The organism is Glutamicibacter sp. Je.9.36 (genome assembly GCF_051129975.1).
In the GTDB taxonomy this organism is placed as follows: domain Bacteria; phylum Actinomycetota; class Actinomycetes; order Actinomycetales; family Micrococcaceae; genus Glutamicibacter.
Genome location: NZ_JBCPSN010000001.1, coordinates 88,307 through 109,775, shown reverse-complemented (window position 1 = coordinate 109,775; position 21,469 = coordinate 88,307). Strand labels below are relative to the sequence as shown.

The following is a 21,469-nucleotide window of genomic DNA, read 5'->3' as shown; positions in this document are numbered from 1 at the left end:
CTAGTTGCTGTTCAGCAGTGCGTGCGGCGGGGTCTGCACCCCGGCGGCCACTGCTTCGGCAGGATCATCGCCGAGGTGGATGATCTTGTTATCGCCATCCACATGCACCACGCTCGGCACATAGCTGCGCGCCTCGGCATCGTCCATCTGCGCATAGCTGATCAGGATGACCAGGTCGCCGGGGTGCACCAGATGCGCTGCCGCACCATTGATGCCGATGACCCCGCTGCCCGGCTCGCCGGCGATGGTGTAGGTTTCCAGGCGGGCGCCGTTGGTGATGTCTACGATGCTGACCAGTTCGCCGGGCAGGATATCCGAGGCTTCGAGCAGCTCGGAGTCAACGGTGACCGAGCCTACGTAGTGCAGGTCTGCCTGGGTGACAGTTGCCCGGTGGATCTTGGACTTGAACATGGTGCGTTGCATTAGACGATTCTTTCACGCGAGGTAAGTGGTTTCCCGGTATCCAAGCTTACGCCTCTTGCGCGCAGATGCCCGGGCATTGTCCGGCACCCCACACAGTTGGCCGCGAACGGCTACTTTGGCAGATGGGTTTCCAGCACGCGATGCACTTCCCCGGAGGCCAGCAACTGGCAAGCAGCTTCCAGCTCGGCAGAGAGGAAACGGTCCTCGCCAGGGCCTGCGACCTTGGTGCGCAGCAGCTCCAATACGGCGCCGGTAGCCGGGCCAGGCTGCAATGGCTGGCGCAGATCCAGGGCTCGGCCGGCAATCAGCATTTCAATTGCCAGGATGCGGCGCAGGTTGGCGACCGAGGTGCGCAATTTGCGCGCCGCGTGCCAACCCAGGGAAACATGGTCTTCCTGCATCGCTGATGACGGGATGGAATCCACGCTGGCCGGTACGGCCAGACGCTTGTTCTCCGCGACCAGTCCGGCCTGCGTGTACTGGGCGATCATCATGCCCGAATCCACGCCCGGGTCATCGGCAAGGAAAGCTGGCAGGTCGCGGGAACGAGCCGGGTCGAGCATGCGATCGGTCCGGCGCTCTGCAATGGATCCCAGGTCAGCTACGGCAATGGCCAAGAAGTCCAAGACGTACGCCACGGGAGCACCGTGGAAGTTGCCGTTGGAAGTGACTTCACCCGATGGCAGCACGACAGGGTTATCGATGGCGGCCGCCAATTCGCGGGTGGCGACCAGGCGGGCATGGGCGATGGTGTCGCGCACTGCGCCGGTAACCTGCGGGGAGCAGCGCAGCGAGTAGGCATCCTGCACGCGGCCGTCGCCTTCGCGGTGCGAAGCGACAATGGGGGAGCCCGAAAGGAAGCTGAACATGTTCGCAGCACTGCGGCCCTGGCCCGGATGCGGGCGCAGCGGTTCGTGCAGTTCAGCACGGAAGACCTGGTCGGTGCCCAGCTGGGCTTCGACGCTCATGGCAGCGGTGGCATCGGCAATGTCTGCGAGCTCTTCCAGGTCTGCCAGTGCCATCAGCAGTTGGCCGAGCATGCCGTCGGTGCCGTTGACCAGCGCCAGGCCTTCCTTCTCCGCCAGTTCGACAGGTTCCAGTCCTGCTTCAGCAAAGAGCTCCGGCACGGGGCGCTTCACGCCTTCGCGGTCAGTGGCCTCGCCTTCGCCCATCAGGACCAGTGCGCAATGGGAGAGCGGAGCAAGGTCTCCTGAGCAACCCAGCGAACCGTACTCACGCACTACCGGGGTGATGCCGGCATTGAGCAGTCCAACCATGGTTTCCAGCACTACCGGGCGCACGCCGGTGCGGCCCGAGGCCAGGGTCTTGGCGCGCAGGAACATCAGCGCGCGCACCACTTCGCGCTCAACTGGGTCGCCCATGCCGGCTGCATGCGAGCGGATCAGCGAACGCTGCAGCTTAGCGCGGTCCTCGGGAGCGATGTGGCGCGTTGCCAGGGCACCGAACCCGGTGGAAATGCCATAGACCGGGGTGTCGGCTGAGGCGAGGGCATCAATGTGGGCGCGGACTGCTGCCAGTTCTTCAAGAACCTGAGGCGCGATGCTGATCTGCGCGTTGTGCCGGGCTACCGCAATCACGTCATCGGCGGTGGCGCCAGCTAGGTCCAGGGTTACGTGCGGGGAAGTAGCCATGATTTTCAATCCGTTCTCTACGCTGCAATGAGGTCTCTAATCTCCATTGTTCGGCAGAACGAGTTTGCACGGCACTGATATTCGGGTCATCTGTCCGAAATGCCAGACAGTGCCCTGGAGGAAGAAAAGAACGGACCTCCAATTGGCGTGCCAATTGGAGGTCCGTTCAGCGGTTCCGGTTTCAGAAGGTGATGCCTTCGAAGGCTTCCTCGCCAAATTTGTTGGACGAACCGTTGTCCGTGACCTTGGCGTTCTCGTTAAGGGATGCGGCAGAATTGCCGATGCCGCTAAAGGTTACGTGCTTGATGTTCTTGACCGCTGCGATATTACCGCTGCCGTCCAGCTCAAGATTCTTGATGTGCGGAGCGACGATCATGTTTCCGGAACCAGAGACGGTGACGTTCTGGCAATCGCCGATGAGCTTCAGCATTTGACCCATTTCAGAGATATCCATGCCGCCCGTGCACCTGATTTCGGTCGCTTGCGCATCGAGGAAATCATAGACGGACTGGAAGGTGCTGTCCGCAGGTGCCTTCGGAACATTGGGAGTACCCGTAGAAGCGCCTTCCGGGGCTTTGGAGCTTGGGGTGACGCTGCCTTCGATAGGCCCGGCGTTCTCCGGTGCCATGCTTTCTTCTGCTGGTGCGCTTGTCTCTTCGCTGGAGGGTTGGATGCTCACGCAACCTGCCAGTGCGACTGCAAGGATTCCAACCGCCAGCGGCCCAGCGAAGCGTTTGGTAATTTTCGAGAACATAACCATCCTGTCAATCGAACCGGCCAGCCCATTTGGACAGGCGGTATAGATACATTCTGCGTTGAATGACGACAAATGACCAACGCGAACGGCTCAGGAACGAATGAGTTCTCGTGCCCCGGGAGCACGCAACCATGCAATTTGCTGACGATTCCATGCGGGGACAAAAGCAATCGCTTCACCGCTTGCCCAGTGCAAGCAGTGAAGCGATTACTAGTGCCCAGGGGGAGAAGGGGCACGATTTGAGCCGGCAGGAGAACCTACCGGGTTATTTGGTTCCTAGAATCCTTCATTCCGCTCTTCGGAACCAAACTGGCTTTCATCGTTTCCATACGATTGGCCATCGGACTGCTGTCCGGACTGGCTTTCGCCGCCAAACGATTCCTCACCGGATTCGTTGCTATCGCCGTAGGACTGCTGCTCCGACTGCTGTCCGGACTGGCTGTCACTGCCGTAGGATTGCTGGCTTTCGCCGCCACCGTAGGACTGCTGCTCTGACTGCTGGCTTTCGCCGCCGCCGTAGGACTGCTGTTCCGACTGCTGACCGGACTGGCTGTCACTGCCGTAGGACTGCTGGCTTTCGCCGCCACCGTAGGACTGCTGTTCCGACTGCTGTCCGGACTGGCTGTCATTGCCGTAGGACTGCTGGCTTTCGCCACCGCCGTAGGACTGCTGTTCTGACTGCTGGCTTTCGAACCCGCCATCGTCATTTGATCCGAAATCTGAATTGGACTGGCTTTCGAAGCCTTCAGATTCGTTGTTGTCGAAGTTCCCGAACTGCTCGTTTGCATCCTGCTCAGACATGCTGTCCTCCGTGGGTCGGTGGTTCCTGACTTGCCCTACGCTATGCGTAGAAAAAGCCCGGTTCAAGGATTCCGGGGAAGCTCAGAGCCGCTGGAAACCCGCAGTTAAGCCAATACCTATGGTGTTCGGAGACTTCGGCCAATATTCACCACTGCGTGCTAAAAGGAATCGCCGTTCCCGGGAACCCGAGGGGCAAAGAGCATTTTCCGCAGCTGCCATGGCGGCTTCTGGAATTGCTCAACAGGCGCGAAGAGAAAGCTGAACGTTCTCCGAAAGAATTGTCCATCCGGTCGGATTCCGCCCGGTAAATCGATAGTGTCCAAACTGGGACACCGAGAAAGGTCTTGCCCCAAGCGTCCATGACAACGTAAGGAGAAGCATTGGCTAATTCGAAGAAGACTCCAGCAAAGAAAACTGATCGCGAAAACGCAGAAAACGGGTTCGTGGCTCCGGAAGTGCTGCGCGAGTCCTTGCAGACCGTGCTGATCCAGCTGCTGGACCTGCAACTGGTGGGCAAGCAAATCCACTGGAACGTCGTTGGTCCCAACTTCCGCGACCTGCACCAGAACCTCGACGAAATTGTTGACATCGCGCGCCGCGGCTCGGATGAAATCGCCGAGCGGATGCGAGCTTTGCATGCCACTCCGGACGGGCTGGCAGCAACGGTCACGAAGTACACGAAGCTGGAACAACCGGTGAATACCGAAATCCTGACCACTAATGCCGTGGACATGGTAGTCAAGGCACTGCAGACCACTGTGGGAGTCATGCGAGAGGTCCATGACCCGGTGGATGAAGCGGATCCGACCACCGCCGATATCCTGCACCAGTACATTGCGGATCTGGAGCAGCAAGCCTGGTTTATCAGCGCGGAAACCCGCAAGCCGTAAACCGGGCCGCGTGGTCCTGGAATTGAATAAATAGCCTGAGGCACCACAATCAGTGGTGCCTCAGGCTATGTGCGTGTCCTACTTCTCCTGTGCGGCCATCGGGATGCGCACGCCGCGCTCAGCGGCAACTTCGGCGGCGCGTTCGTATCCTGCATCGACGTGGCGGATGACGCCCATGCCCGGGTCATTGGTCAGCAGTGCCTCCAGCTTCGCGGCGGCCATTTCGCTGCCGTCAGCCAAGGAGACCTGGCCGGCGTGGATGGAACGGCCCATGCCCACGCCACCGCCATGGTGGATCGAAACCCAGGTGGCACCCGAACTGGTTGCGGTCAAGGCGTTCAGCAGCGGCCAGTCGGCCACGGCATCGGTGCCGTCCTTCATGGCCTCGGTCTCGCGGTACGGCGAGGCTACCGAACCCGAATCCAGGTGGTCGCGGCCGATCACGATAGGTGCAGAGACCTTGCCTTCGGCGACCAGCTGGTTGAACAGCAAGCCGGCCTTGTGGCGCTCGCCGTAGCCCAGCCAGCAGATGCGCGCCGGCAGGCCCTCGAACTCCACGTGCTTCTGTGCGGCATCCAGCCAGCGGTGCAGGTGCTCGTTTTCCGGGAACAGGTCCTTCAGCGCCTGGTCGGTGACCTTGATGTCCTCGGGATCCCCGGACAGCGCTACCCAGCGGAATGGGCCCAGGCCTTCGCAGAACAGCGGGCGGATGTAGGCCGGGACGAAGCCCGGGAATTCGAAGGCGCGGGTGAAACCGCCCTTGCGTGCCTCGTCGCGGATCGAGTTGCCGTAGTCGAAGACCTCCGCGCCGGCGTCCTGGAATCCCACCATCGCCTCGACCTGCGCGGCCATGGCGGCCTGGGCTTTCTTGGTGAAGCCGGCCGGATCAGCTTCGGCTTCGGTGTCCCACTGGTCCATGGTGTATTCCACCGGCAGGTAGCTGAGCGGATCGTGGGCACTGGTCTGGTCGGTGACGATGTCGAAGGAGAATTCTCCAGCTTCGTGGCGCTTGAGCAGCGCCGGGAAGACCTCGGCGGCATTGCCGACGTAGCCCACCGACAGCGGGCGGCCCTCGGACTTCGCTGCCAGGACTTTGCCCAGCGCCTTGTCCAGATCCAGCTCGACCTCATCGAGGTAGCGCTTGGAGGCACGGCGGCGCAGTCGGGTTTCATCCACGTCAACGATCAGCACGGCACCGCCGTTGAGGGTCACGGCCAGCGGCTGGGCGCCACCCATGCCGCCGCAGCCGCCGGTCAAGGTCAGGGTTCCGGCCAGCGAGCCCTTGAAGCGCTTCTCGGCGATCGCGGCGAAGGTTTCGTAGGTGCCTTGCAAGATGCCCTGGGTGCCGATGTAGATCCACGAACCGGCGGTCATCTGGCCGTACATCATCAGGCCTTCGGCTTCGAGCTTGCGGAAGTGCTCCCAGTTGGCCCAGTCGCCAACGAGGTTGGAGTTGGCAATCAGCACCCGCGGTGCCCACTTGTTGGTCTTGAAGACGCCGACCGGCTTGCCGGACTGCACCAGCAGCGTTTCGTTCTCTTCCAGGTCCTTGAGCGTCTGGACGATCGCATCGAATGCCTCCCATGAGCGGGCTGCCTTGCCGGTGCCGCCGTAGACCACGAGATCCTCGGGGCGTTCGGCAACTTCCGGATCCAAGTTGTTCATCAGCATGCGCAATGGGGCTTCGGTGGCCCAGGACTTGGCGGTCAGTTCGGTACCGCGCGGGGCGCGGACAACACGTGGTTCGTGGCTCATGGCAATTCCTTACGATGTAACGTAGCTAACTGATTCCATCATTGGCTATCGGCCATGGCTTGGGTACCGGAGAATAGGCAGAGCTGTCCGGTATTTCAGAATCGAAGGAATTTCCGGTTGCCTCCAGCTCCTAGGTGGCGGGGATCAGCGCCAGCGCGCTGCGTTCGATGGCCTCCGGGCTCAGGGCCTGGCTGATGGCGATCATGCTGGCTCCGCGCAGGGCTCCAACTTCCCAGCTGCGCGAGGTGCGGATCTGCAGGTGCTGGGTGGACAGCGGCGCTCCGCGCTGGTAGACCACCTCGCGGATGCCTGCCAGCAGGTGCTCTCCGGCGGCGGAGATCCGACCGCCCACCACGATCAGCGACGGGTTCAGCAAGCTCACGCTGGCAGCCAATACCTCGCCCACGTCGCGGCCGGCTTGGCGCACTGCATGGATCGCTTGGATGTTCCCGGAGTTCACCAGGGCGACCACATCGGTGTTGCTGTGCGCTTCGATGCCCTGCGCCCGCAACGCGGTGGCAATTTTGGGTCCGGCAGCTACGGCTTCCAAGCAGCCTTCATTGCCGCAATGGCAGTAGATGCCATCGCCGCGGCGGATGCGCACGTGCCCGATATCGCCGGCTGTGCCCTGCGCTCCGCGTTGCAGCAGTCCTCCGGAAATGATGCCCGAGCCGATGCCGGTAGCCAGCTTGACGAAAATGAAGTCCTCGCTGCCGGTCTCCAGCTGGTCCTTCTCGCCAATGGCCATGAGGTTGACATCATTGTCCACGACCACCAAGGCGTCCAGCTGCTGCTGGAACCAAGCGGGGATGTCGAAGTCGTCCCATCCGGGCATGATGGGCGGATTGGCGGGGCGGCCGGTCTCGAAATTCACCGGCCCTGGCACTCCCATGCCTATGGCAATGACATCGTCACGGGTGCGGCCCAGCGAATCGAGCAAGCCATCGGCCAGATCCATCGCGGTCTGCAAGATCGCCACCGGGCCGTCCGCGAAGGAAATGGGAGCCTGGGATTGCACCAGGGGAGTGGGGGCCAGATCGGTCAGCGCAACGCGCAGGTGGCTGGCTCCCAGATCGACGGCCAGCACCAGACGGGCATCGGGGAGCAGGGCAAGCCGCTGGGGAGGGCGGCCTCCGGTGGACGCGCCATCCGCGATGGTGCCAACCAGGCCCAGTTGGATGAGCACGTCGAGGCGCTCTTGCAGGGTGGAGCGAGCCATGCCGGTCAGGGCGGCAAGGTCCGTGCGGCTATGCGCGGCACCGTCCATGAACAGTTGCAAGACGTCGCCTGCCCCACTGGCGCCGCGGGCGAATTGCATGCTTTGGGGGCTCGAAGGATTGGCCATGAACCCAGTAAAACACAGCAATGGACGCGAAGCCGAAACACTTTACGAGAATGTCGACATACTTCTATTGACTATCGACAAAAGTAAAACTAGTCTCAAGGTGTGATGCAAGTCATGAGCATCTGGATCGCACCCACCACTTCTTTCAGGAGACGCCTTTGCCTGCCCACGACCTATCAATCCAGCTGTACACGCTGCGCGAGCACATCGCAGAGAACCTGGCTGCGACGCTCGAACGCGTAGCTGGCATCGGCTACACGCAAGTCGAGCCCTACAACTTCGTGGCCCGCGCTGACGAGTATGCCCAGGCGCTGGCCGAGAACGAACTCAGCGCGCCAACGGCGCACGCACCGCTGCTCTCCTCGGACTACGACGAGGTCTTCGCCGCGGCCGGCAAACTCGGCATCAGCACCGTCATCGATCCGTTCATCCCGGCGGAGCAGTGGCAGGATGCCGAGTCCATCGGTGCCATCGCGCAGAAGCTCAACGCCGCCTCCCGGCGCGGTGCCGAATACGGCATCAAGGTCGGCTACCACAACCACGACTGGGAGATCTCCAGCAAGATCAATTCCAAGACGGCCCTGGAATACCTGGCTAGCCTGCTGGACCCGGAAGTCGTCCTGGAAGTGGACACCTACTGGGTTGCCGTGGGCGGCGCCGATGTGCTGCAGCTGCTTGAAGCGCTGGCACCCCGCGTCGTAGCCCTGCACATCAAGGACGGGCCGAAGTCCAAGAACCACAAGGAACAGGTGCCGGTGGGCAGCGGATCCATGCCGATCGACCAGATCATCGAGGCCACCAGCGGCATGCTGCATGTGGTGGAACTCGATGACTTCGCAGGCGACATCTTCCAGGCCGTGTCCGAAAGCCGCGCCTACCTCGTAGCAGAAAAGAACTAGGGACTATGGAATTTCAGAATCAGCCCATGGGCGTGGGCATTGTCGGAGCCGGCACCATCAGCGACCAGTACCTGGAGAACCTCACCGCATTCCCGGACCTCGCCGTGCGGTTCATCGCCGACCTGGATACCGAACGCGCAGCAAGCCAAGCGCGCAAATGGTCCGTGGAAGCCTCGGGAACCTACGCCGAATTGCTGGCCCGCGAAGACATCCAGATCGTCGTGAACCTGACGATCCCGGCAGTTCATGTCGAGGTAGCCCTGCAGGCGGTGGCCGCCGGCAAGCACGTCTGGGGCGAGAAGCCCTACGCGCTGGACCGCGAATCCGGACGGCAGCTGGTCGAAGCCGCCAAGGCGGCAGGGGTCCGCGTCGCCGTGGCCCCGGATACCATCCTGGGTGCGGGCCTGCAGACCGGCCTGCGGCAGATTGAAGCAGGCGCCATCGGCACCCCGCTTTCGGGCCTGGCCATCTTCCAGGGCCCCGGCCCGGAATCCTGGCACCACAGCCCGGAATTCCTCTTCGCCCACGGCGCGGGACCGCTCTTCGACCTCGGGCCCTACTACCTGACCACCCTGGTGCGGGTCTTCGGCCCGGTAGCCAAGGTCGCCGCCCTGGGTTCGCAGGCCCGCGCGCAGCGGGTCATCGGTGCAGGCCCCAAGGCCGGAACCAGCTTCCCGGTCGAGGTCCCAACCCACGTCGGAGCGCTGCTCTCCTTCGAATCCGGGGCCAGTGCGCAGTGCATCTTCAGCTTCGACTCCAAGCTCAAGCGTGCAGGGTTCGTGGAGATCTCCGGAACGGAAGGCACCGCGCAGCTGCCGGATCCGAACGAATTCACCGGAGACACCATCCTGCACTTCGGGGACCAGGAGCCGAGCGTTGTCACCGCCCAAGGATCCACCTACGGGCGCGGCACCGGCGTTGCCGAACTGGCCCAAGCCATCCGCGAGGGCCGCAAGGAACGCGTGCCCGGCGAACTGGCGTTCCACGTCCTGGACATCATGGTCTGCGCCGCGGAAGCAATGGAATCGGGAGCCTTCATCGACGTGGCCTCGACGGTCGAGCCCATCGCGCTGCTGGACCCGGCCTGGGATCCTTCGGCTCCCGGCATCCTTGCCTGAAGCACCACCCCTTGACAGCATCACCCGCACCTGAAAAGGAATAAACATGTCTGCACCACATTTCAAGAGCAAGCTGGGGCGCTTCACGGCGATCACCTCCATTGCAGCGCTGTCGCTCAGCGGCCTGGCCGCCTGCTCCGGCTCGGCTTCCGGCTCCGGCTCGGAAGAAGCCGGCGGGACCATCACCTACTGGGCTTCGAACCAGGGCAGCTCGGTCACCCAGGACGAGGAGATCCTGGGCGAATCCATCGAGCGGTTCACCGAGGAAACCGGCATCGAGGTCGAGCTGGAAGTCGTCCCCTGGGCCGACCTGTACAACCGCATCCTCACCGCCGTCTCCAGCGGCGAAGGGCCGGACGTGCTGAACATCGGCAACACCTGGGCCACCACCTTGCAGGCCAGCGGCGCCTTCGTCCCCTTTGAAGGCGAGGCGCTGGAGGCCATAGGCGGAGCCGAGAAGTTCGTGCCGGCAGCCCTGGCCACCGGCGGCGCCGAAGGCCAGGCCCCAACCTCGCTGCCGTTGTATTCCATGGCCTACGGCCTGTACTACAACACCAAGATGTTCGAGGAAGCCGGCATCAAGCAGGCTCCGAAGACCTGGGATGAATTCTTGGCCACCGCCAAGAAGCTGACCAAGGATACCGACGACGACGGCAAGGTCGACCAGTACGGCTTCACCTTGGCCGGACAGCGTACCGCCAATAACGCACACTCCGCATTCATCCTGGGCATGCAGAACGGCGGCGAGCTGTACACCACGGATGGCAAGCCGGACTTCACCAATGATGGCGTCGTCAGCGGCGTCAATGACTGGATCCAGCTGATGGGCGAGGACGGCGTGGTCTCCAAGTCCAACGCCGAGATCAATGACGGTTCGGTGCTGCCAGGGGAAATCATGGACGGCAACGCCGCCATGTTCTTCGACCAGGCCCCGGGCAAGTCCTTCAATGCCGCGGACTTCAAGGACTACGCCATGGCACCCATCCCGCTGAAGAACGCCGATGCCACCGGGCTGGAAGCCACCCAGTCGCTGGTTGCCGGCATCAACGTGAGCGTCTTCGAGAACTCGGATAACAAGGATGCCGCCCTTGAATTCGTGAACCACCTGCTCAGCGTCGATGAGCAGAAGAAGCTGAACGCCAAGTACACCTCGCTGCCATCGGTCACCGAAGCTTTCGACGACCCGGCCTTCGACACCCCCGAGCAGCAGGCCAAGAAGGAGATCCTGGCCAATAACGCGGCCCCGATGCCGCTGTTCCCCACCGAAGGGCAGATGGAATCCCTCGTAGGCGAGGCCATCGCCAAGCAATTCGCCAGGATTGCCCAGGGCGAAAAAATCACCGAGGCCGATGTCCGCAAGGCCTTGGAAGACGCGCAGAAGCAGATGCCGGCTAGCTAGCGGACCGACACGTTGCACTGGCCGCGGGAGCGGACCTCCTTGCGCCCCCGCGGCCAGTTGCAGCACCCAAATTCGTTTTCATGAAAGGAGACCGAATGTCGGCGCCAGCCCAGACACCGCCTCGAATCAGCGAACCGCTCAAGCCCCGCGACGCTTCAAGGGCGATCAAGCGCAGTTCCATCAAGCGCGACCGGTTCTTCCCCTATGCGCTCTCAGCTCCCGCAGCATTCCTGGAACTGCTGATCCACATCATCCCGATGCTGCTGGGCGTATGGATCGCCTTCCTCTCGCTGACCCAGTTCTCCATTGCCAACTGGGTCAAGGCCCCGTTCGTGGGACTGCAGAACTTCACCACCGCGCTGGACCCCAACGGTCCGATCGGTTCCCAATTCTTCGACGCCCTCGGGCGCACCTTCCTGTTCACCTTCCTGGTAGTGGCAATCGCCTGGAGCCTTGGCATCTTCGCCGCGGTCTTGCTGGCATCCAAATTCCGCAGCAACGGATTCTTCCGCACCCTGTTCCTGGTGCCCTACGCACTGCCAAGCTACGTCACCACCATCGCCTGGGCGTTCATGTTCAACCAGCGCGATGGCATGGTCAACCGCTTCCTGGTCGAAGACCTCGGGATCCTGGACGAAGGGCCGTTCTGGCTATTGGGCGGGAATTCCTTCTTTGTCATGGTGGTTGTCGCCGTCTGGCAATTCTGGCCTTTCGCTTTCCTGATGCTGCTGGCCGCCCTGCAATCCATCCCGAACGAAGTCTATGAAGCCGCTTCCCTGGATGGAGCCAGCCTGTGGAAGCAGTTCACCAGGATCACCCTGCCAATGATCAAGCACGCCAACGTGGTGCTGCTTTTGATGCTGGGGCTGTGGGTGTTCAACCAATTCGACATCCCCTACCTGCTCTTCGGCCCGGTGTCCCCGGAAGAAGCAACCCTGATTTCCCCGTTGATCTACCAGCAGTCCTTCAACAACTGGAACTTCGGCGTGGGTGGCGCCTTGAGCGTCGTCCTGCTGATTGCCCTGCTGATCGTCTCAGCGTTCTACATCCGACTTGTCATGCCGAAGGGAAAGAGCATCGATGATTGAGACCCGCGGCTTCCGCATCCTGCGAGTTTTCGGACTGGCCTTCATCACCCTGGTCATCGTGCTGCCGCTCTACGTGGTGCTCACGACCTCCATCAAGCCCCTCAAGGATGTGCGCGGCGCCTTCGAGTGGATTCCCTCGGAAATCACGCTGGCCCCGTACCTGGATATCTGGACCACGGTGCCGCTGGGCAAGTACTTCGCCAACTCGTTGATCGTGACCATCAGCGCCACCGTCCTGTCGGTTTCCATCGCGATCCTGGCCGCCTATGCGCTCTCGCGCTTCGACTTCCGCGGGGCGCGGTCCTTCCGGCTGATCGTGCTCTCCACCCAGATGTTCCCCGGCATCCTGTTCCTGCTGCCGCTCTTCTTGATCTTCACCCAGCTGGAGCGTGCCGTCGGACTGCAGCTGAATGGAACCTACCTGGGGCTGATCGTCACCTACATGACGTTCTCCCTGCCATTCTCCATCTGGATGCTCACCGGCTTCTTTGCCGCCATGCCCAAGGAACTGGAAGAGGCGGCCATGGTCGATGGACTTGGCCGGCTCGGCGCACTGCTCAAGGTGGTCTTGCCGGTAGCACGCCCGGGGATCATCGCGGTGTCGGTCTACTGCTTCATCACCTCCTGGAGCGAAGTGCTCTTCGCCAGTGTGCTCACCAATTCGGACACCAGGACGCTGTCCATCGGCTTGCAGGCCTACGCTTCGCAGACCGATGTGTACTGGAACCAGATGATGGCCGCCTCGGTGGTGGTATCGATTCCGGTGCTGGTCGGTTTCCTCTTCGCGCAACGGCACCTGGTCGCAGGCTTGTCCTCCGGCGCGGTCAAGTAAGAAAAGACAAGGAATTACATGTCCCAGTTGAACAGCCAGCAGGCTGCACCGGCCACGCAGGAACTGAAGGTCGGCGTCATCGGCGGCGGCTTCATGGCCCGGACCCACGCCGATGCGATCCGCCGGGCAGGCGCCCAGCTCATCGGGGTGCGATCCAACGGCGAGCAATCCACCCGCCAAGCGTCAGCCGCCCTGGGCGTGCCCGGTTTCGGCAGCGTGGAAGCGCTGCTCGCCCAATGCGACGCCGTGCATGTCACCTCGCCCAATGCGTTGCATGCCGAGCAGGCAGCCGCCGCACTGGCAGCTGGCCTGTCCGTGGTTTGCGAGAAGCCGCTGGCGACCAGCGCCCGGGAAGCCGGCGAGCTGGCCTTGCTGGCATCGCGTTCCCGGGCCGTGGCTTCGGTGCCGTTCGTCTACCGCTACCACCCCATGGTGCGGCAGGCCCGGGCCCATGTGCAGGAAGGGAAACTTGGCCGGCTGCTGACCGTGCGTGGCCAGTACCTGCAAGACTGGATGCATACGGTCAGCGACAGCAACTGGCGGGTAGAACCGGACAAAGGCGGGCCTTCGCGGGCCTTCGCGGACATCGGTTCGCATCTGGTGGATCTGCTGGAATTCATTGCGGGGGAGCGGATCGTTCGGCTGAACGCGACCACCTCCATTGCCCATAAGCAGCGGGGGGCCGTGGACGTCGATACCGAGGATGCTGCTGCCTTGATTGTGCAGATGGCTTCGGGAGCCATCGGCACGCTGATGGTGTCACAGGTCAACGCCGGCCGGAAGAACGCCTTGACCATCGAGCTGTCCGGAGACCGGTCGGCGCTGGAATTCAAGCAGGAAAAGCCGGAAGAACTGTGGATCGGCAAACCCGACATGTCCTCGATCCTGCCCCGCCAGGCCGCTGACCTCAGTCCCGATGCCGCACGCTTGTCGGTGGTCCCTGCAGGACACCCGATGGGCTACCTTGATGCTTTCGCCGCTTTCGTGGCCGACACCTACGCGGCGATCCGTGGCGAAGCACCCGAAGGGCTTCCAACTTTTGCCGATGGCGCCCGCGCCTGCCGTTTGACCGATGCCGTTCTGGAATCGGCTGATTCCGGGGACTGGATCGACACCGATGACTAGAGGAGAAACCACCATGAACGCGACGCATCCAGTGACGCTTTTCACCGGCCAGTGGGCTGATATGCCCTTCGAAGAAGTCGCCCGGCTGGCTTCCGAGTGGGGTTATGACGGATTGGAAATCGCAGCCAGCGGTGACCACTTGGACCTCAAGCGCGCCGACGAGGATCCGGCCTACCTCCAGTCGCGGCTGGAAATCCTGGACAAGTACGGGCTGAAAGCCTGGGCGATCTCCAACCACCTGGGCGGCCAGGCTGTCTGCGATGATCCCATCGACTTCCGCCACCAGGCCATCCTGCGCGACTATGTCTGGGGCGATGGGGATGGGGAAGGTGTCCGCCAGCGGGCCGCCGAGGACATGAAGCGCTCGGCCCGCGTCGCCCGCAAGCTCGGTGCCGATGTAGTGGTTGGCTTTACCGGCTCGAAGATCTGGCAGTACGTCGCCATGTTCCCGCCGGTTCCCGGCGAGGTCATCGATGCAGGCTACGAGGACTTCGCGGATCGCTGGAATCCGATCATGGACGAATTCGATGAGCAGGGGGTGAAGTTCGCGCTGGAGGTGCACCCCTCCGAGATCGCCTACGATCACTGGACCACCGTGCGCACCATGGAAGCAATCGGCCACCGCGAAGCGTTCGGGCTGAATTGGGATCCCAGCCATATGTTCTGGCAGGGCATCGACCCGGTCGCATTCATCACCGACTTCGCCGACCGCATCTACCACGTGGATTGCAAGGACACCCGGATGCATCATTCCAACGGGCGCAATGGCATCCTGGGTTCCCATCTCCCTTGGGGCGATCCCCGCCGGCGCTGGGACTTCGTCTCCACCGGCCACGGCGACATCAACTGGGAAGATGCCTTCCGCGCACTGGACTTCCACGGGTACAAGGGCCCCATCTCCATCGAATGGGAAGACGCGGGAATGGACCGTTTGCACGGTGCGAAGGAAGCTGTGGGCTACATCCGCAGCCTCCTGTTCAAGCGCCCCGAAGCGTCCTTCGACGCGGCATTCTCGAACCAGTAGCCCCTGGCTAGGACGGACGTTTGCCCTGCACCCGTGAGGTAATCACCGAAGCAGTGGCGCGGATCTGCAGCAGGAGAGTCTCCCACTGCTCTTCGGGGACACGATCGGCCAGGAAAGTGACAGCAACGGCGGCCACTGGCCAATCGCTGGAATCCCGGATTTCTACCGCGAGCGAGTGGAAATCCGGGGTGACATCCCCGCGCTCTACGGCATAGCCGCGCTGCGTGCTCTGGTCCAGCTCGCGGCGCAACTGCGAGTAGCTGGAGATCGATGACTCGGCCACGCGCTCCGTGAAGCTGGCGGCACCGGGGTAGAGCGCGCGCACCTGGGATTTGGGCAGCGCGGCGAGAATTGCCCTGCCCGATGCGGTCAAGTGCGAAGGCAGGCGAACACCCACGTCGGTGACCAAGGATGGCCGGCCCTTGGCGCGTTCTTCGACAATGTAGAGAACATCGGAACCATGCAGCACGGCCAGGTGGGCGCTTTCGCCGACCTTGTCGACCAGCTGGGCAATCAGCGGGGCGCCCAGCCGCGCCAGCGGTTCCTGGCGGGTATAGGCGCTGGAAAGCTCAAAAGCGGAGACACCCAGACCATAGGATTTGTCCTCCGGATAGTGGGTGATGAATCCGTGCTCCAGCATCACGTTCAGCAGCTGGTAGACACTGGATCGAGGAAGCTCCAGCAACGTGGCGATCATTGCCGCCGGAGTCGGGGTCTTCCGGCTGGCCAGCAACCTGAGGATCCGCAAGGTGTTATCGGCCGCTGGAACCTTGCTGCCCATGGGGCCTCCTCAATGAATCGTGCATAGTGCTCTGCAAGGAACTCTAGCAACCTGGTCAGCGGTTTCCTTCCCAACTGGTAAAACGTATCAACGATAAGTTGCGAGTGCTGGTGTGGACTACGCGCGTAGTGGTCTATCGCGACGTCCGATCTTAGAGACAGCGGTGAGGAGCCAGCCTTACGGGTTGGCTCCTCACCATACAGTTGTACAGATATTGAGCCGGCGTTAACCCACCGGACGAAGCCGTAGTGCCTGCATGCCGCCATCAACGGCTAACGCAACGCCATTGGTAGACGACGAAAGCGGGCTGCACAAATAGGCCACGGATGTCGCGACTTCTTGTGCTGAAACCAGTCGGCCGTGTGGCTGACGACTGTTTAACGCTTGGCGCTCCGCTTGAGGATCGGCAGCTGAATCAAGCAAGCGCCCCACCCAAGGGGTGTCCACTGTGCCAGGATTGACTGCATTGACACGAATTCCTTCCCGAATGTGGTCGGCCGCCATTGCCAAGGTCAACGAGTACACCCCGCCTTTGGACGCTGAATAAAGGGCGCGTTCTGGCAGCCCCGCTGTGGCTGCGATGGAGCATGTATTGACGATGGATGCGCTAGGGGACTGACGCAGATGGGGCATGGCCGCGCAAGAAACGCGGGCGATTCCGGTGATATTAATATTTAGAACTCGCGACCACTCGTCGTCGTCATTGGCTTCAACAGTTCCCTGTGCACCAACGCCTGCATTATTGACCACGATGTCGATCCCGCCCATTGACTGCGCGGCTGCGTTGACGGCGTCATTGACCGAAGAACGCTCGCCGACGTTGCATTGAAAGGCAAGCTGGCCTTCGGGAACCGATGTGATGTTAAGGTCCAAGATACTCACAACGGCACCTCGGGCCGTCAGCTCAGCAACTACGGCGGCACCGATACCCGAGGCGCCCCCTGTGACGATGGCGCGTAGTCCTGACAGATCTTTGATTTTATGAGTCATCCGAATTTCCTTACTGGGTTACAAGTTGGTAGTAAGACTGGCGTTGCCTGCCAAGTTGATCGATTTCAAATTCTCCGACATCACCATCAGTGATGTACGGGAATCTCCCGGAAAGCGCGACACCTTCCGGCGTCCCTGTGAGGATGAGATCTCCCGGTTCTAGCAGCATGTATTGGCTTAAGTGCTGAACCATGGTGGGAATATCAAAGATGAAATCCGCTGTATTGGAATCTTGGCGGATTTCGCCATTGATCCATGATCTACATGCGAGATTTTCACCGTCAACTTCACTGCTTGGGACTAGGAACGGTCCTACCGGCGTGGAGTACGGCAAGGATTTGCCCTTGGTCCATTGACCAGCTTCGCCAGGCAGTTGGTATTCACGTTCGGAAAGGTCATTGGCCGCGACGTAGCCAGCGATGACGGCCGTAGCTTCCTCAGCAGAATTTAGGTAGCTGGCATGCTTGCCGATGACGATCCCGAGTTCTACTTCCCAATCGTATTTTTTGGCGCCAGGAGGTATTGGTGCGTTGTCGTAGGGACCAGCGATGGTATTCGCGGGTTTGAGGAAGACCACTGGAGTCTTCGGCGGCTCGGCACCGGATTCACGAGCGTGCGCTGCGTAGTTCATGCCGACGCAGATGATATTTCCCGGACGGGCAATCGGAGCCCCGATACGCTCTCCTGACGGTGTGCGGGTCTCCAACTGATCCGCCGTGAGCTCCCAGCCAAGGTCAGGCAATGTTCCATCGGCGAGTGCCTGGCGGGCTCGTAGGAACGTTTCGGTGGCAAAAAAATCGCCATCGATGTCTGCAACGAGGGGCGACAGATCAAAGGCACGGCCCGAATCGTTGAGCACGACAGGACGTTCTTCGCCTGGTTCTCCTATGCGTAAAAACTTCATAATGCCTCCAAGCATCCGATCAATTGAGTGATATGGTCCATAACTTTAGTCTAAAAATTTACTTTGACAAGATAAACATCTGATGTTTACGCTGTGATCGAGGATACAACTATTCTGCATCTGCCGATGCCGAAGACTTCCAAATTTGGATATACCGCTCGGGAGGGCCAATGAGTCGAATTACTGGCATGAAGACAATTGACGTTCGTTTCCCTACGTCTAAACATCTAGATGGGTCGGATGCAATGAACCCCGATCCGGACTATTCTGCGGCTTACCTGATTCTGAGCACAGATGATCCTAACGATTTTGCCGGTCATGGATTCGTATTCACCATCGGGCGGGGCAACGATGTCCAAGCAGCCGCCATCGAGGCACTTGCATCTTTCGTTCTGGATCGCGAAGTTGAGCCAATGTTGGCCAATATGGGTCAGACTTGGCGCGAACTAGTGCACGACTCCCAACTCCGATGGCTAGGTCCGGAAAAGGGTGTCATGCATATGGCTATCGGAGCAGTCATTAACGCGCTGTGGGATCTAAAGGCTAAGCGTGCTGGCCTTCCGCTCTGGGAACTATTAGCTTCCATGAGCCCAGAAGAGATCGTGGAGCTAATTGACTTCCGTTACCTCTCTGACGCGCTGACGCCGCAGAACGCCTTGGAGATATTGCGCAGTGCTGAGGACGGAAAGGCGAAGCGTCGTGAACAGCTTTTGGCCCAAGGGTACCCTGCTTACACCACCACACCCGGATGGCTCGGATACTCGGATGAGAAGCTGAGCAGATTGGCCGCCGAAGCCGTGGAGCAAGGATTCAAGCAAATCAAGCTCAAAGTAGGCGCTAACCTGGACGACGATATCCGTCGGATGCGTACCGCGCGAGCAGTTGTCGGGCCAGACATCAAAATTGCCATTGATGCTAACCAGCGATGGGACGTTGACCAAGCGGTGGCATGGGTGAAGAAGCTTGAAGAGTTTGATATCGCCTGGGTCGAAGAACCTACCAGCCCGGATGATGTGTTGGCTCATGCTGCCATTGCTAAGGCCATCTCCCCAATTCCCGTAGCAACAGGCGAACATTGCCAAAACCGGGTGTTGTTCAAACAATTCTTGCAGGCTGATGGTTTGCAAGTGCTACAGCTGGATGCATCGCGCGTTGCTGGAGTCAACGAGAACGTCGCGATCTTGTTGCTTGCCGCGAAGTTCGGTGTGCGGGTTTGCCCACATGCGGGAGGCGTTGGGCTATGCGAGGCAGTCCAGCACCTGTCGATGTTTGATTTTGTTGCAGTTTCAGGTGATCGGGAAGAACGTTTCATTGAATTCGTGGATCACTTGCATGAGCACTTCGTCGAGCCCATCAACGTGCATTCAGGCATGTACTGGCCACCTCAGCTACCAGGAGCTGGGTATGAAATTCTGCCCGAAACCTTGGTGGACTATGAATTTTCTTCCGGGAAAATCTGGCAGCCTGAAGTCGTGGAAGCGTAAGCGAAATGCAACAGATCGCGATTCACACTCGTATCGTCCCGGGCCGAGAGGCTGATTATGATCGAGCCCATTCAAAATTGGTCCCGGAGTTAAACGCAGCCATGGCGCAGGCAGGTGTTGTGAACTGGAGAATTTGGCGCAGCGGACGTGAACTCTTCCATCTGATCGAAGTCGAAGACTATCAGCGAATGCGCATCGAGCTAGCTGAAAACGAACATAATTTGAGATGGCAAGAACAAATTAATCAGTATTTGGAAGTCGCAGACAGCTATTCAGGACAAGACCAGGGCCTGAGCCGAGTCTGGGAATTCGAATCAGACTATGGACGGACCAGTAATGCGTGAATCACTTCGACGGCTGGGCTTTGAAGATCCCAATAAGGGATTGAAATTAGGGTTCGGTACAGCAGGCATCGGCAATCTCTATCGGGAACGGACTGATGAGCAGTCGTTGCAAGTGCTTCAGGAGGCCTTCGAACATGGCGCCAGATACTTCGATACCGCACCACATTACGGCTTGGGTTTGTCAGAACGCCGTATTGGCAGCTGGCTTCGCGCAAGCGGCGTACGTGAGGACTTGGTGATCTCGACGAAGGTGGGGCGCTTACTGGTTCCACAAGATAACCCGCACGGGGTGCTCGATAACGAAGGATATGCGGTTGCTGCCGATGCGGTGCGCAAATGGGATCCGTCCGAGTCCGGCGTTCGCCGTAGCCTTGAAGCAAGCTTAGAAAGGTTGGGCACCGATCATATCGAGATCGCCTACCTGCATGATCCTGACTGCTATGACCTCCAAGAAGGAATCGAACAGGCCCTTCCCGCGCTCGTTAAGTTGCGCGAAGAAGGAGTGGTCAAAGCAATCGGAGTTGGAGTCAATAGCGTCCAGGCTGCCACTGAGTGCGTGCGTGCTGCGGATTTGGACCTGGTGATGTTGGCGGGAAGATATACGTTGCTTGAACAGCCGGCTGCTCACGAACTACTACCACTTTGTGTTGAACGCGAAGTAGGCGTGGTGAACGTCGGGGTCTATAATTCAGGCTTGTTAGCTTCCCCAGTGGTGAGTGACCAAGCGAATTACAATTACCAGCAAGCGTCTCAAGGCCTGATCCAGCGAGCTCGGGATTTAGCGGACCTTGCCACCTCCTATGGTACGAACCTGCCAACCTTGGCTGTGCAGTTTGCGAAGCGTCATCCAAGCATCGTGTCTCTTGTGCTCGGAGCCTCAAGTGCTCAGCAGGTCAGGGAAAATGCGCGCCGATACAGCCAAGATGTTCCTCCGGTCATCTGGAATCTTCTTGCTGAGCGAGTCGATTTGTCTGCACAGGTGTGCCAGTGACAGGAATAGTAGATTCGCATCTTCATATCTGGCAGCTTGACCAAGACGTACCGCATCCGTGGCTAAATGCCAGCTTGGGAGTTCTATATAAAGACTTCGATGAGGTTGCTGCATCCAAAGTCCTCGATGAACACGAGATCGCACAAGCTGTTCTGGTCCAAGCTTCGGATTCCATTGAAGAAACGTCTTATCTTTTGGGGGCGGCGAAGCGGAATTCATGGGTAGGCGGTGTCGTCGGCTGGATCGATCTTGCTGCTCCGCGGCGTGCAGCTACTCAGCTGGTTGGGTCCATGGAATCAGGCGTCCTGAAAGGAATACGGCATCTGATCCACGATGAAGAAGATGCGCAGTTCATCTTGCGAGCCGAGGTGGAGCAATCGCTCGAAATGGTGGCCGAAGCCGGATTGGCGTTGGATATTCCCGATGCCTTTCCTCGCCATCTGCAACAAGTGCTGCAACTGGCTCGCAGGCATCCTGAACTGAGCATAGTTATAGACCATTTGGGTAAGCCTCCATGGGGCGCTCCTGCAGAAAGTATGGAGCTTTGGCGCTCTGATCTAGAGCAAGCCGCTGCCTTTCCAAACGTTGTGGCAAAGATTTCGGGTCTCGACTGCGGTCCAGGATTCACGGTCGATTCAGTAGAACCGGTGGTTGATTTCGCCCTAGAGGTCTTCGGTGCCCGGCGGCTGATGTATGGCGGTGATTGGCCGATGAGCATGGCTAACGGGGGTTACCAAGCGAGCCTGCAAATCATTAGTGAGTGCCTATCCAAACTTAGCGCTGATGAGCAGGAACAGGTCTGGTCGGGTACTGCTCGACGTATTTACCGAATCTAGGGCAGCTTTCAATACAGATTATTATACGTAT

At 60.2% G+C, this 21,469-nt stretch carries 21 protein-coding genes; 12 read left to right on the top strand and 9 right to left on the bottom strand.

Translation table 11 applies throughout. The features are described from left to right. The 4 genes from panD to AAZQ98_RS00480 all read right to left on the bottom strand — a co-directional run bounded on the left by panD (position 1) and on the right by AAZQ98_RS00480 (position 3,633). Positions 1-423, bottom strand: coding sequence for an aspartate 1-decarboxylase (panD, locus tag AAZQ98_RS00495; RefSeq protein WP_434689092.1), 423 nt, complete (start codon positions 421-423; stop codon positions 1-3). A gap of 110 nt (positions 424-533) precedes the next feature. Then, on the bottom strand, positions 534-2,075 hold the full coding sequence (gene hutH, locus AAZQ98_RS00490) for a histidine ammonia-lyase (protein ID WP_332728127.1): 1,542 nt from the start codon (positions 2,073-2,075) through the stop codon (positions 534-536). Between the two features lie 181 nt (positions 2,076-2,256). Then, positions 2,257-2,904, bottom strand: coding sequence for a hypothetical protein (locus AAZQ98_RS00485; protein WP_434689089.1), 648 nt, complete (start codon positions 2,902-2,904; stop codon positions 2,257-2,259). Between the two features lie 204 nt (positions 2,905-3,108). Continuing rightward, the gene (locus AAZQ98_RS00480) at positions 3,109-3,633 is read right to left on the bottom strand and encodes a hypothetical protein (RefSeq protein ID WP_434689087.1); all 525 of its coding nucleotides are present in this window, start codon (positions 3,631-3,633) and stop codon (positions 3,109-3,111) included. Between the two features lie 380 nt (positions 3,634-4,013). Between AAZQ98_RS00480 and AAZQ98_RS00475 the strand changes: the two genes are divergently transcribed. After that, on the top strand, positions 4,014-4,523 hold the full coding sequence (locus AAZQ98_RS00475; RefSeq protein ID WP_133834001.1) for a Dps family protein: 510 nt from the start codon (positions 4,014-4,016) through the stop codon (positions 4,521-4,523). Between the two features lie 78 nt (positions 4,524-4,601). On the opposite strand, the gene hutU is transcribed toward AAZQ98_RS00475, so the two are convergent. Continuing rightward, complete coding sequence (gene hutU / locus AAZQ98_RS00470) at positions 4,602-6,278, bottom strand: urocanate hydratase (protein WP_434689085.1); 1,677 nt, start codon at positions 6,276-6,278, stop codon at positions 4,602-4,604. A 130-nt stretch (positions 6,279-6,408) separates the two neighbouring features. Continuing rightward, complete coding sequence (locus tag AAZQ98_RS00465) at positions 6,409-7,623, bottom strand: ROK family transcriptional regulator (RefSeq protein ID WP_434689083.1); 1,215 nt, start codon at positions 7,621-7,623, stop codon at positions 6,409-6,411. 158 nt (positions 7,624-7,781) lie between these two features. Here AAZQ98_RS00465 and AAZQ98_RS00460 point away from each other — a divergent pair, with 158 nt between their 5' ends. The 7 genes from AAZQ98_RS00460 to AAZQ98_RS00430 all read left to right on the top strand — a co-directional run bounded on the left by AAZQ98_RS00460 (position 7,782) and on the right by AAZQ98_RS00430 (position 15,108). Next, entirely contained in the window at positions 7,782-8,522 is a 741-nt protein-coding gene (locus tag AAZQ98_RS00460) for a sugar phosphate isomerase/epimerase family protein (RefSeq protein WP_434689081.1), read from the top strand. 5 nt (positions 8,523-8,527) lie between these two features. Beyond that, a complete protein-coding gene (locus AAZQ98_RS00455) occupies positions 8,528-9,640 on the top strand; it encodes a Gfo/Idh/MocA family protein (protein WP_402735137.1) in 1,113 nt (370 codons plus the stop codon). A 46-nt stretch (positions 9,641-9,686) separates the two neighbouring features. Next, positions 9,687-11,039: an ABC transporter substrate-binding protein gene (locus AAZQ98_RS00450; protein WP_434689078.1), complete on the top strand. Its 1,353-nt coding sequence runs from the start codon at positions 9,687-9,689 to the stop codon at positions 11,037-11,039. A gap of 95 nt (positions 11,040-11,134) precedes the next feature. Further along, entirely contained in the window at positions 11,135-12,127 is a 993-nt protein-coding gene (locus tag AAZQ98_RS00445; RefSeq protein ID WP_434689076.1) for a carbohydrate ABC transporter permease, read from the top strand. Continuing rightward, positions 12,120-12,959 carry a carbohydrate ABC transporter permease gene (locus AAZQ98_RS00440; protein ID WP_434689074.1) on the top strand — a complete coding sequence of 280 codons (840 nt, stop codon included), beginning with the start codon at positions 12,120-12,122 and terminating at the stop codon, positions 12,957-12,959. The genes AAZQ98_RS00445 and AAZQ98_RS00440 overlap by 8 nt, the downstream gene beginning before the upstream one ends. 18 nt (positions 12,960-12,977) lie before the next feature. Further along, positions 12,978-14,084 (top strand): Gfo/Idh/MocA family protein, encoded by a 1,107-nt coding sequence (locus AAZQ98_RS00435; protein ID WP_434689072.1) that lies wholly within the window; start codon positions 12,978-12,980, stop codon positions 14,082-14,084. A 13-nt stretch (positions 14,085-14,097) separates the two neighbouring features. Next, the gene (locus AAZQ98_RS00430) at positions 14,098-15,108 is read left to right on the top strand and encodes a sugar phosphate isomerase/epimerase family protein (RefSeq protein WP_434689070.1); all 1,011 of its coding nucleotides are present in this window, start codon (positions 14,098-14,100) and stop codon (positions 15,106-15,108) included. Positions 15,109-15,115: 7 nt separating this feature from the next. Here the strand turns inward: AAZQ98_RS00430 and AAZQ98_RS00425 are convergent, their stop codons facing one another. The 3 genes from AAZQ98_RS00425 to AAZQ98_RS00415 form a co-directional block, all read right to left on the bottom strand. Further along, positions 15,116-15,889 carry an IclR family transcriptional regulator gene (locus AAZQ98_RS00425; protein ID WP_105661938.1) on the bottom strand — a complete coding sequence of 258 codons (774 nt, stop codon included), beginning with the start codon at positions 15,887-15,889 and terminating at the stop codon, positions 15,116-15,118. 225 nt (positions 15,890-16,114) lie between these two features. Further along, on the bottom strand, positions 16,115-16,879 hold the full coding sequence (locus AAZQ98_RS00420) for an SDR family NAD(P)-dependent oxidoreductase (protein WP_434689069.1): 765 nt from the start codon (positions 16,877-16,879) through the stop codon (positions 16,115-16,117). A 10-nt stretch (positions 16,880-16,889) separates the two neighbouring features. Next, positions 16,890-17,783, bottom strand: coding sequence for a fumarylacetoacetate hydrolase family protein (locus AAZQ98_RS00415; protein ID WP_434689067.1), 894 nt, complete (start codon positions 17,781-17,783; stop codon positions 16,890-16,892). A 170-nt stretch (positions 17,784-17,953) separates the two neighbouring features. Here AAZQ98_RS00415 and AAZQ98_RS00410 point away from each other — a divergent pair, with 170 nt between their 5' ends. The 4 genes from AAZQ98_RS00410 to AAZQ98_RS00395 are packed head-to-tail and all read left to right on the top strand — an operon-like array spanning position 17,954 to position 21,438. Beyond that, positions 17,954-19,267: an L-fuconate dehydratase gene (locus AAZQ98_RS00410; protein WP_434689065.1), complete on the top strand. Its 1,314-nt coding sequence runs from the start codon at positions 17,954-17,956 to the stop codon at positions 19,265-19,267. A 5-nt stretch (positions 19,268-19,272) separates the two neighbouring features. Continuing rightward, positions 19,273-19,611 carry an L-rhamnose mutarotase gene (locus tag AAZQ98_RS00405; RefSeq protein WP_434689063.1) on the top strand — a complete coding sequence of 113 codons (339 nt, stop codon included), beginning with the start codon at positions 19,273-19,275 and terminating at the stop codon, positions 19,609-19,611. Next, positions 19,604-20,602 (top strand): aldo/keto reductase, encoded by a 999-nt coding sequence (locus AAZQ98_RS00400; protein ID WP_434689061.1) that lies wholly within the window; start codon positions 19,604-19,606, stop codon positions 20,600-20,602. The genes AAZQ98_RS00405 and AAZQ98_RS00400 overlap by 8 nt, the downstream gene beginning before the upstream one ends. Beyond that, positions 20,599-21,438, top strand: a complete 840-nt coding sequence (locus tag AAZQ98_RS00395; protein WP_434689060.1) for an amidohydrolase family protein — start codon at positions 20,599-20,601, stop codon at positions 21,436-21,438. The genes AAZQ98_RS00400 and AAZQ98_RS00395 overlap by 4 nt, the downstream gene beginning before the upstream one ends. Positions 21,439-21,469: the final 31 nt, after the last annotated feature.

Bases quoted from the DNA above. Each gene is read 5' to 3' on its own strand.
- AAZQ98_RS00420 (WP_434689069.1), bottom strand. From the start codon at position 16,879: ATGACTCATAAAATCAAAGATCTGTCAGGACTACGCGCCATCGTCACA.
- AAZQ98_RS00480 (WP_434689087.1), bottom strand. From the start codon at position 3,633: ATGTCTGAGCAGGATGCAAACGAGCAGTTCGGGAACTTCGACAACAAC.
- panD (WP_434689092.1), bottom strand. From the start codon at position 423: ATGCAACGCACCATGTTCAAGTCCAAGATCCACCGGGCAACTGTCACC.
- AAZQ98_RS00415 (WP_434689067.1), bottom strand. From the start codon at position 17,783: ATGAAGTTTTTACGCATAGGAGAACCAGGCGAAGAACGTCCTGTCGTG.
- AAZQ98_RS00400 (WP_434689061.1), top strand. From the start codon at position 19,604: ATGCGTGAATCACTTCGACGGCTGGGCTTTGAAGATCCCAATAAGGGA.
- AAZQ98_RS00405 (WP_434689063.1), top strand. From the start codon at position 19,273: ATGCAACAGATCGCGATTCACACTCGTATCGTCCCGGGCCGAGAGGCT.
- AAZQ98_RS00425 (WP_105661938.1), bottom strand. From the start codon at position 15,889: ATGGGCAGCAAGGTTCCAGCGGCCGATAACACCTTGCGGATCCTCAGG.
- AAZQ98_RS00410 (WP_434689065.1), top strand. From the start codon at position 17,954: ATGAGTCGAATTACTGGCATGAAGACAATTGACGTTCGTTTCCCTACG.
- AAZQ98_RS00430 (WP_434689070.1), top strand. From the start codon at position 14,098: ATGAACGCGACGCATCCAGTGACGCTTTTCACCGGCCAGTGGGCTGAT.
- AAZQ98_RS00465 (WP_434689083.1), bottom strand. From the start codon at position 7,623: ATGGCCAATCCTTCGAGCCCCCAAAGCATGCAATTCGCCCGCGGCGCC.
- AAZQ98_RS00455 (WP_402735137.1), top strand. From the start codon at position 8,528: ATGGAATTTCAGAATCAGCCCATGGGCGTGGGCATTGTCGGAGCCGGC.
- AAZQ98_RS00440 (WP_434689074.1), top strand. From the start codon at position 12,120: ATGATTGAGACCCGCGGCTTCCGCATCCTGCGAGTTTTCGGACTGGCC.
- hutU (WP_434689085.1), bottom strand. From the start codon at position 6,278: ATGAGCCACGAACCACGTGTTGTCCGCGCCCCGCGCGGTACCGAACTG.
- AAZQ98_RS00435 (WP_434689072.1), top strand. From the start codon at position 12,978: ATGTCCCAGTTGAACAGCCAGCAGGCTGCACCGGCCACGCAGGAACTG.
- hutH (WP_332728127.1), bottom strand. From the start codon at position 2,075: ATGGCTACTTCCCCGCACGTAACCCTGGACCTAGCTGGCGCCACCGCC.
- AAZQ98_RS00450 (WP_434689078.1), top strand. From the start codon at position 9,687: ATGTCTGCACCACATTTCAAGAGCAAGCTGGGGCGCTTCACGGCGATC.
- AAZQ98_RS00445 (WP_434689076.1), top strand. From the start codon at position 11,135: ATGTCGGCGCCAGCCCAGACACCGCCTCGAATCAGCGAACCGCTCAAG.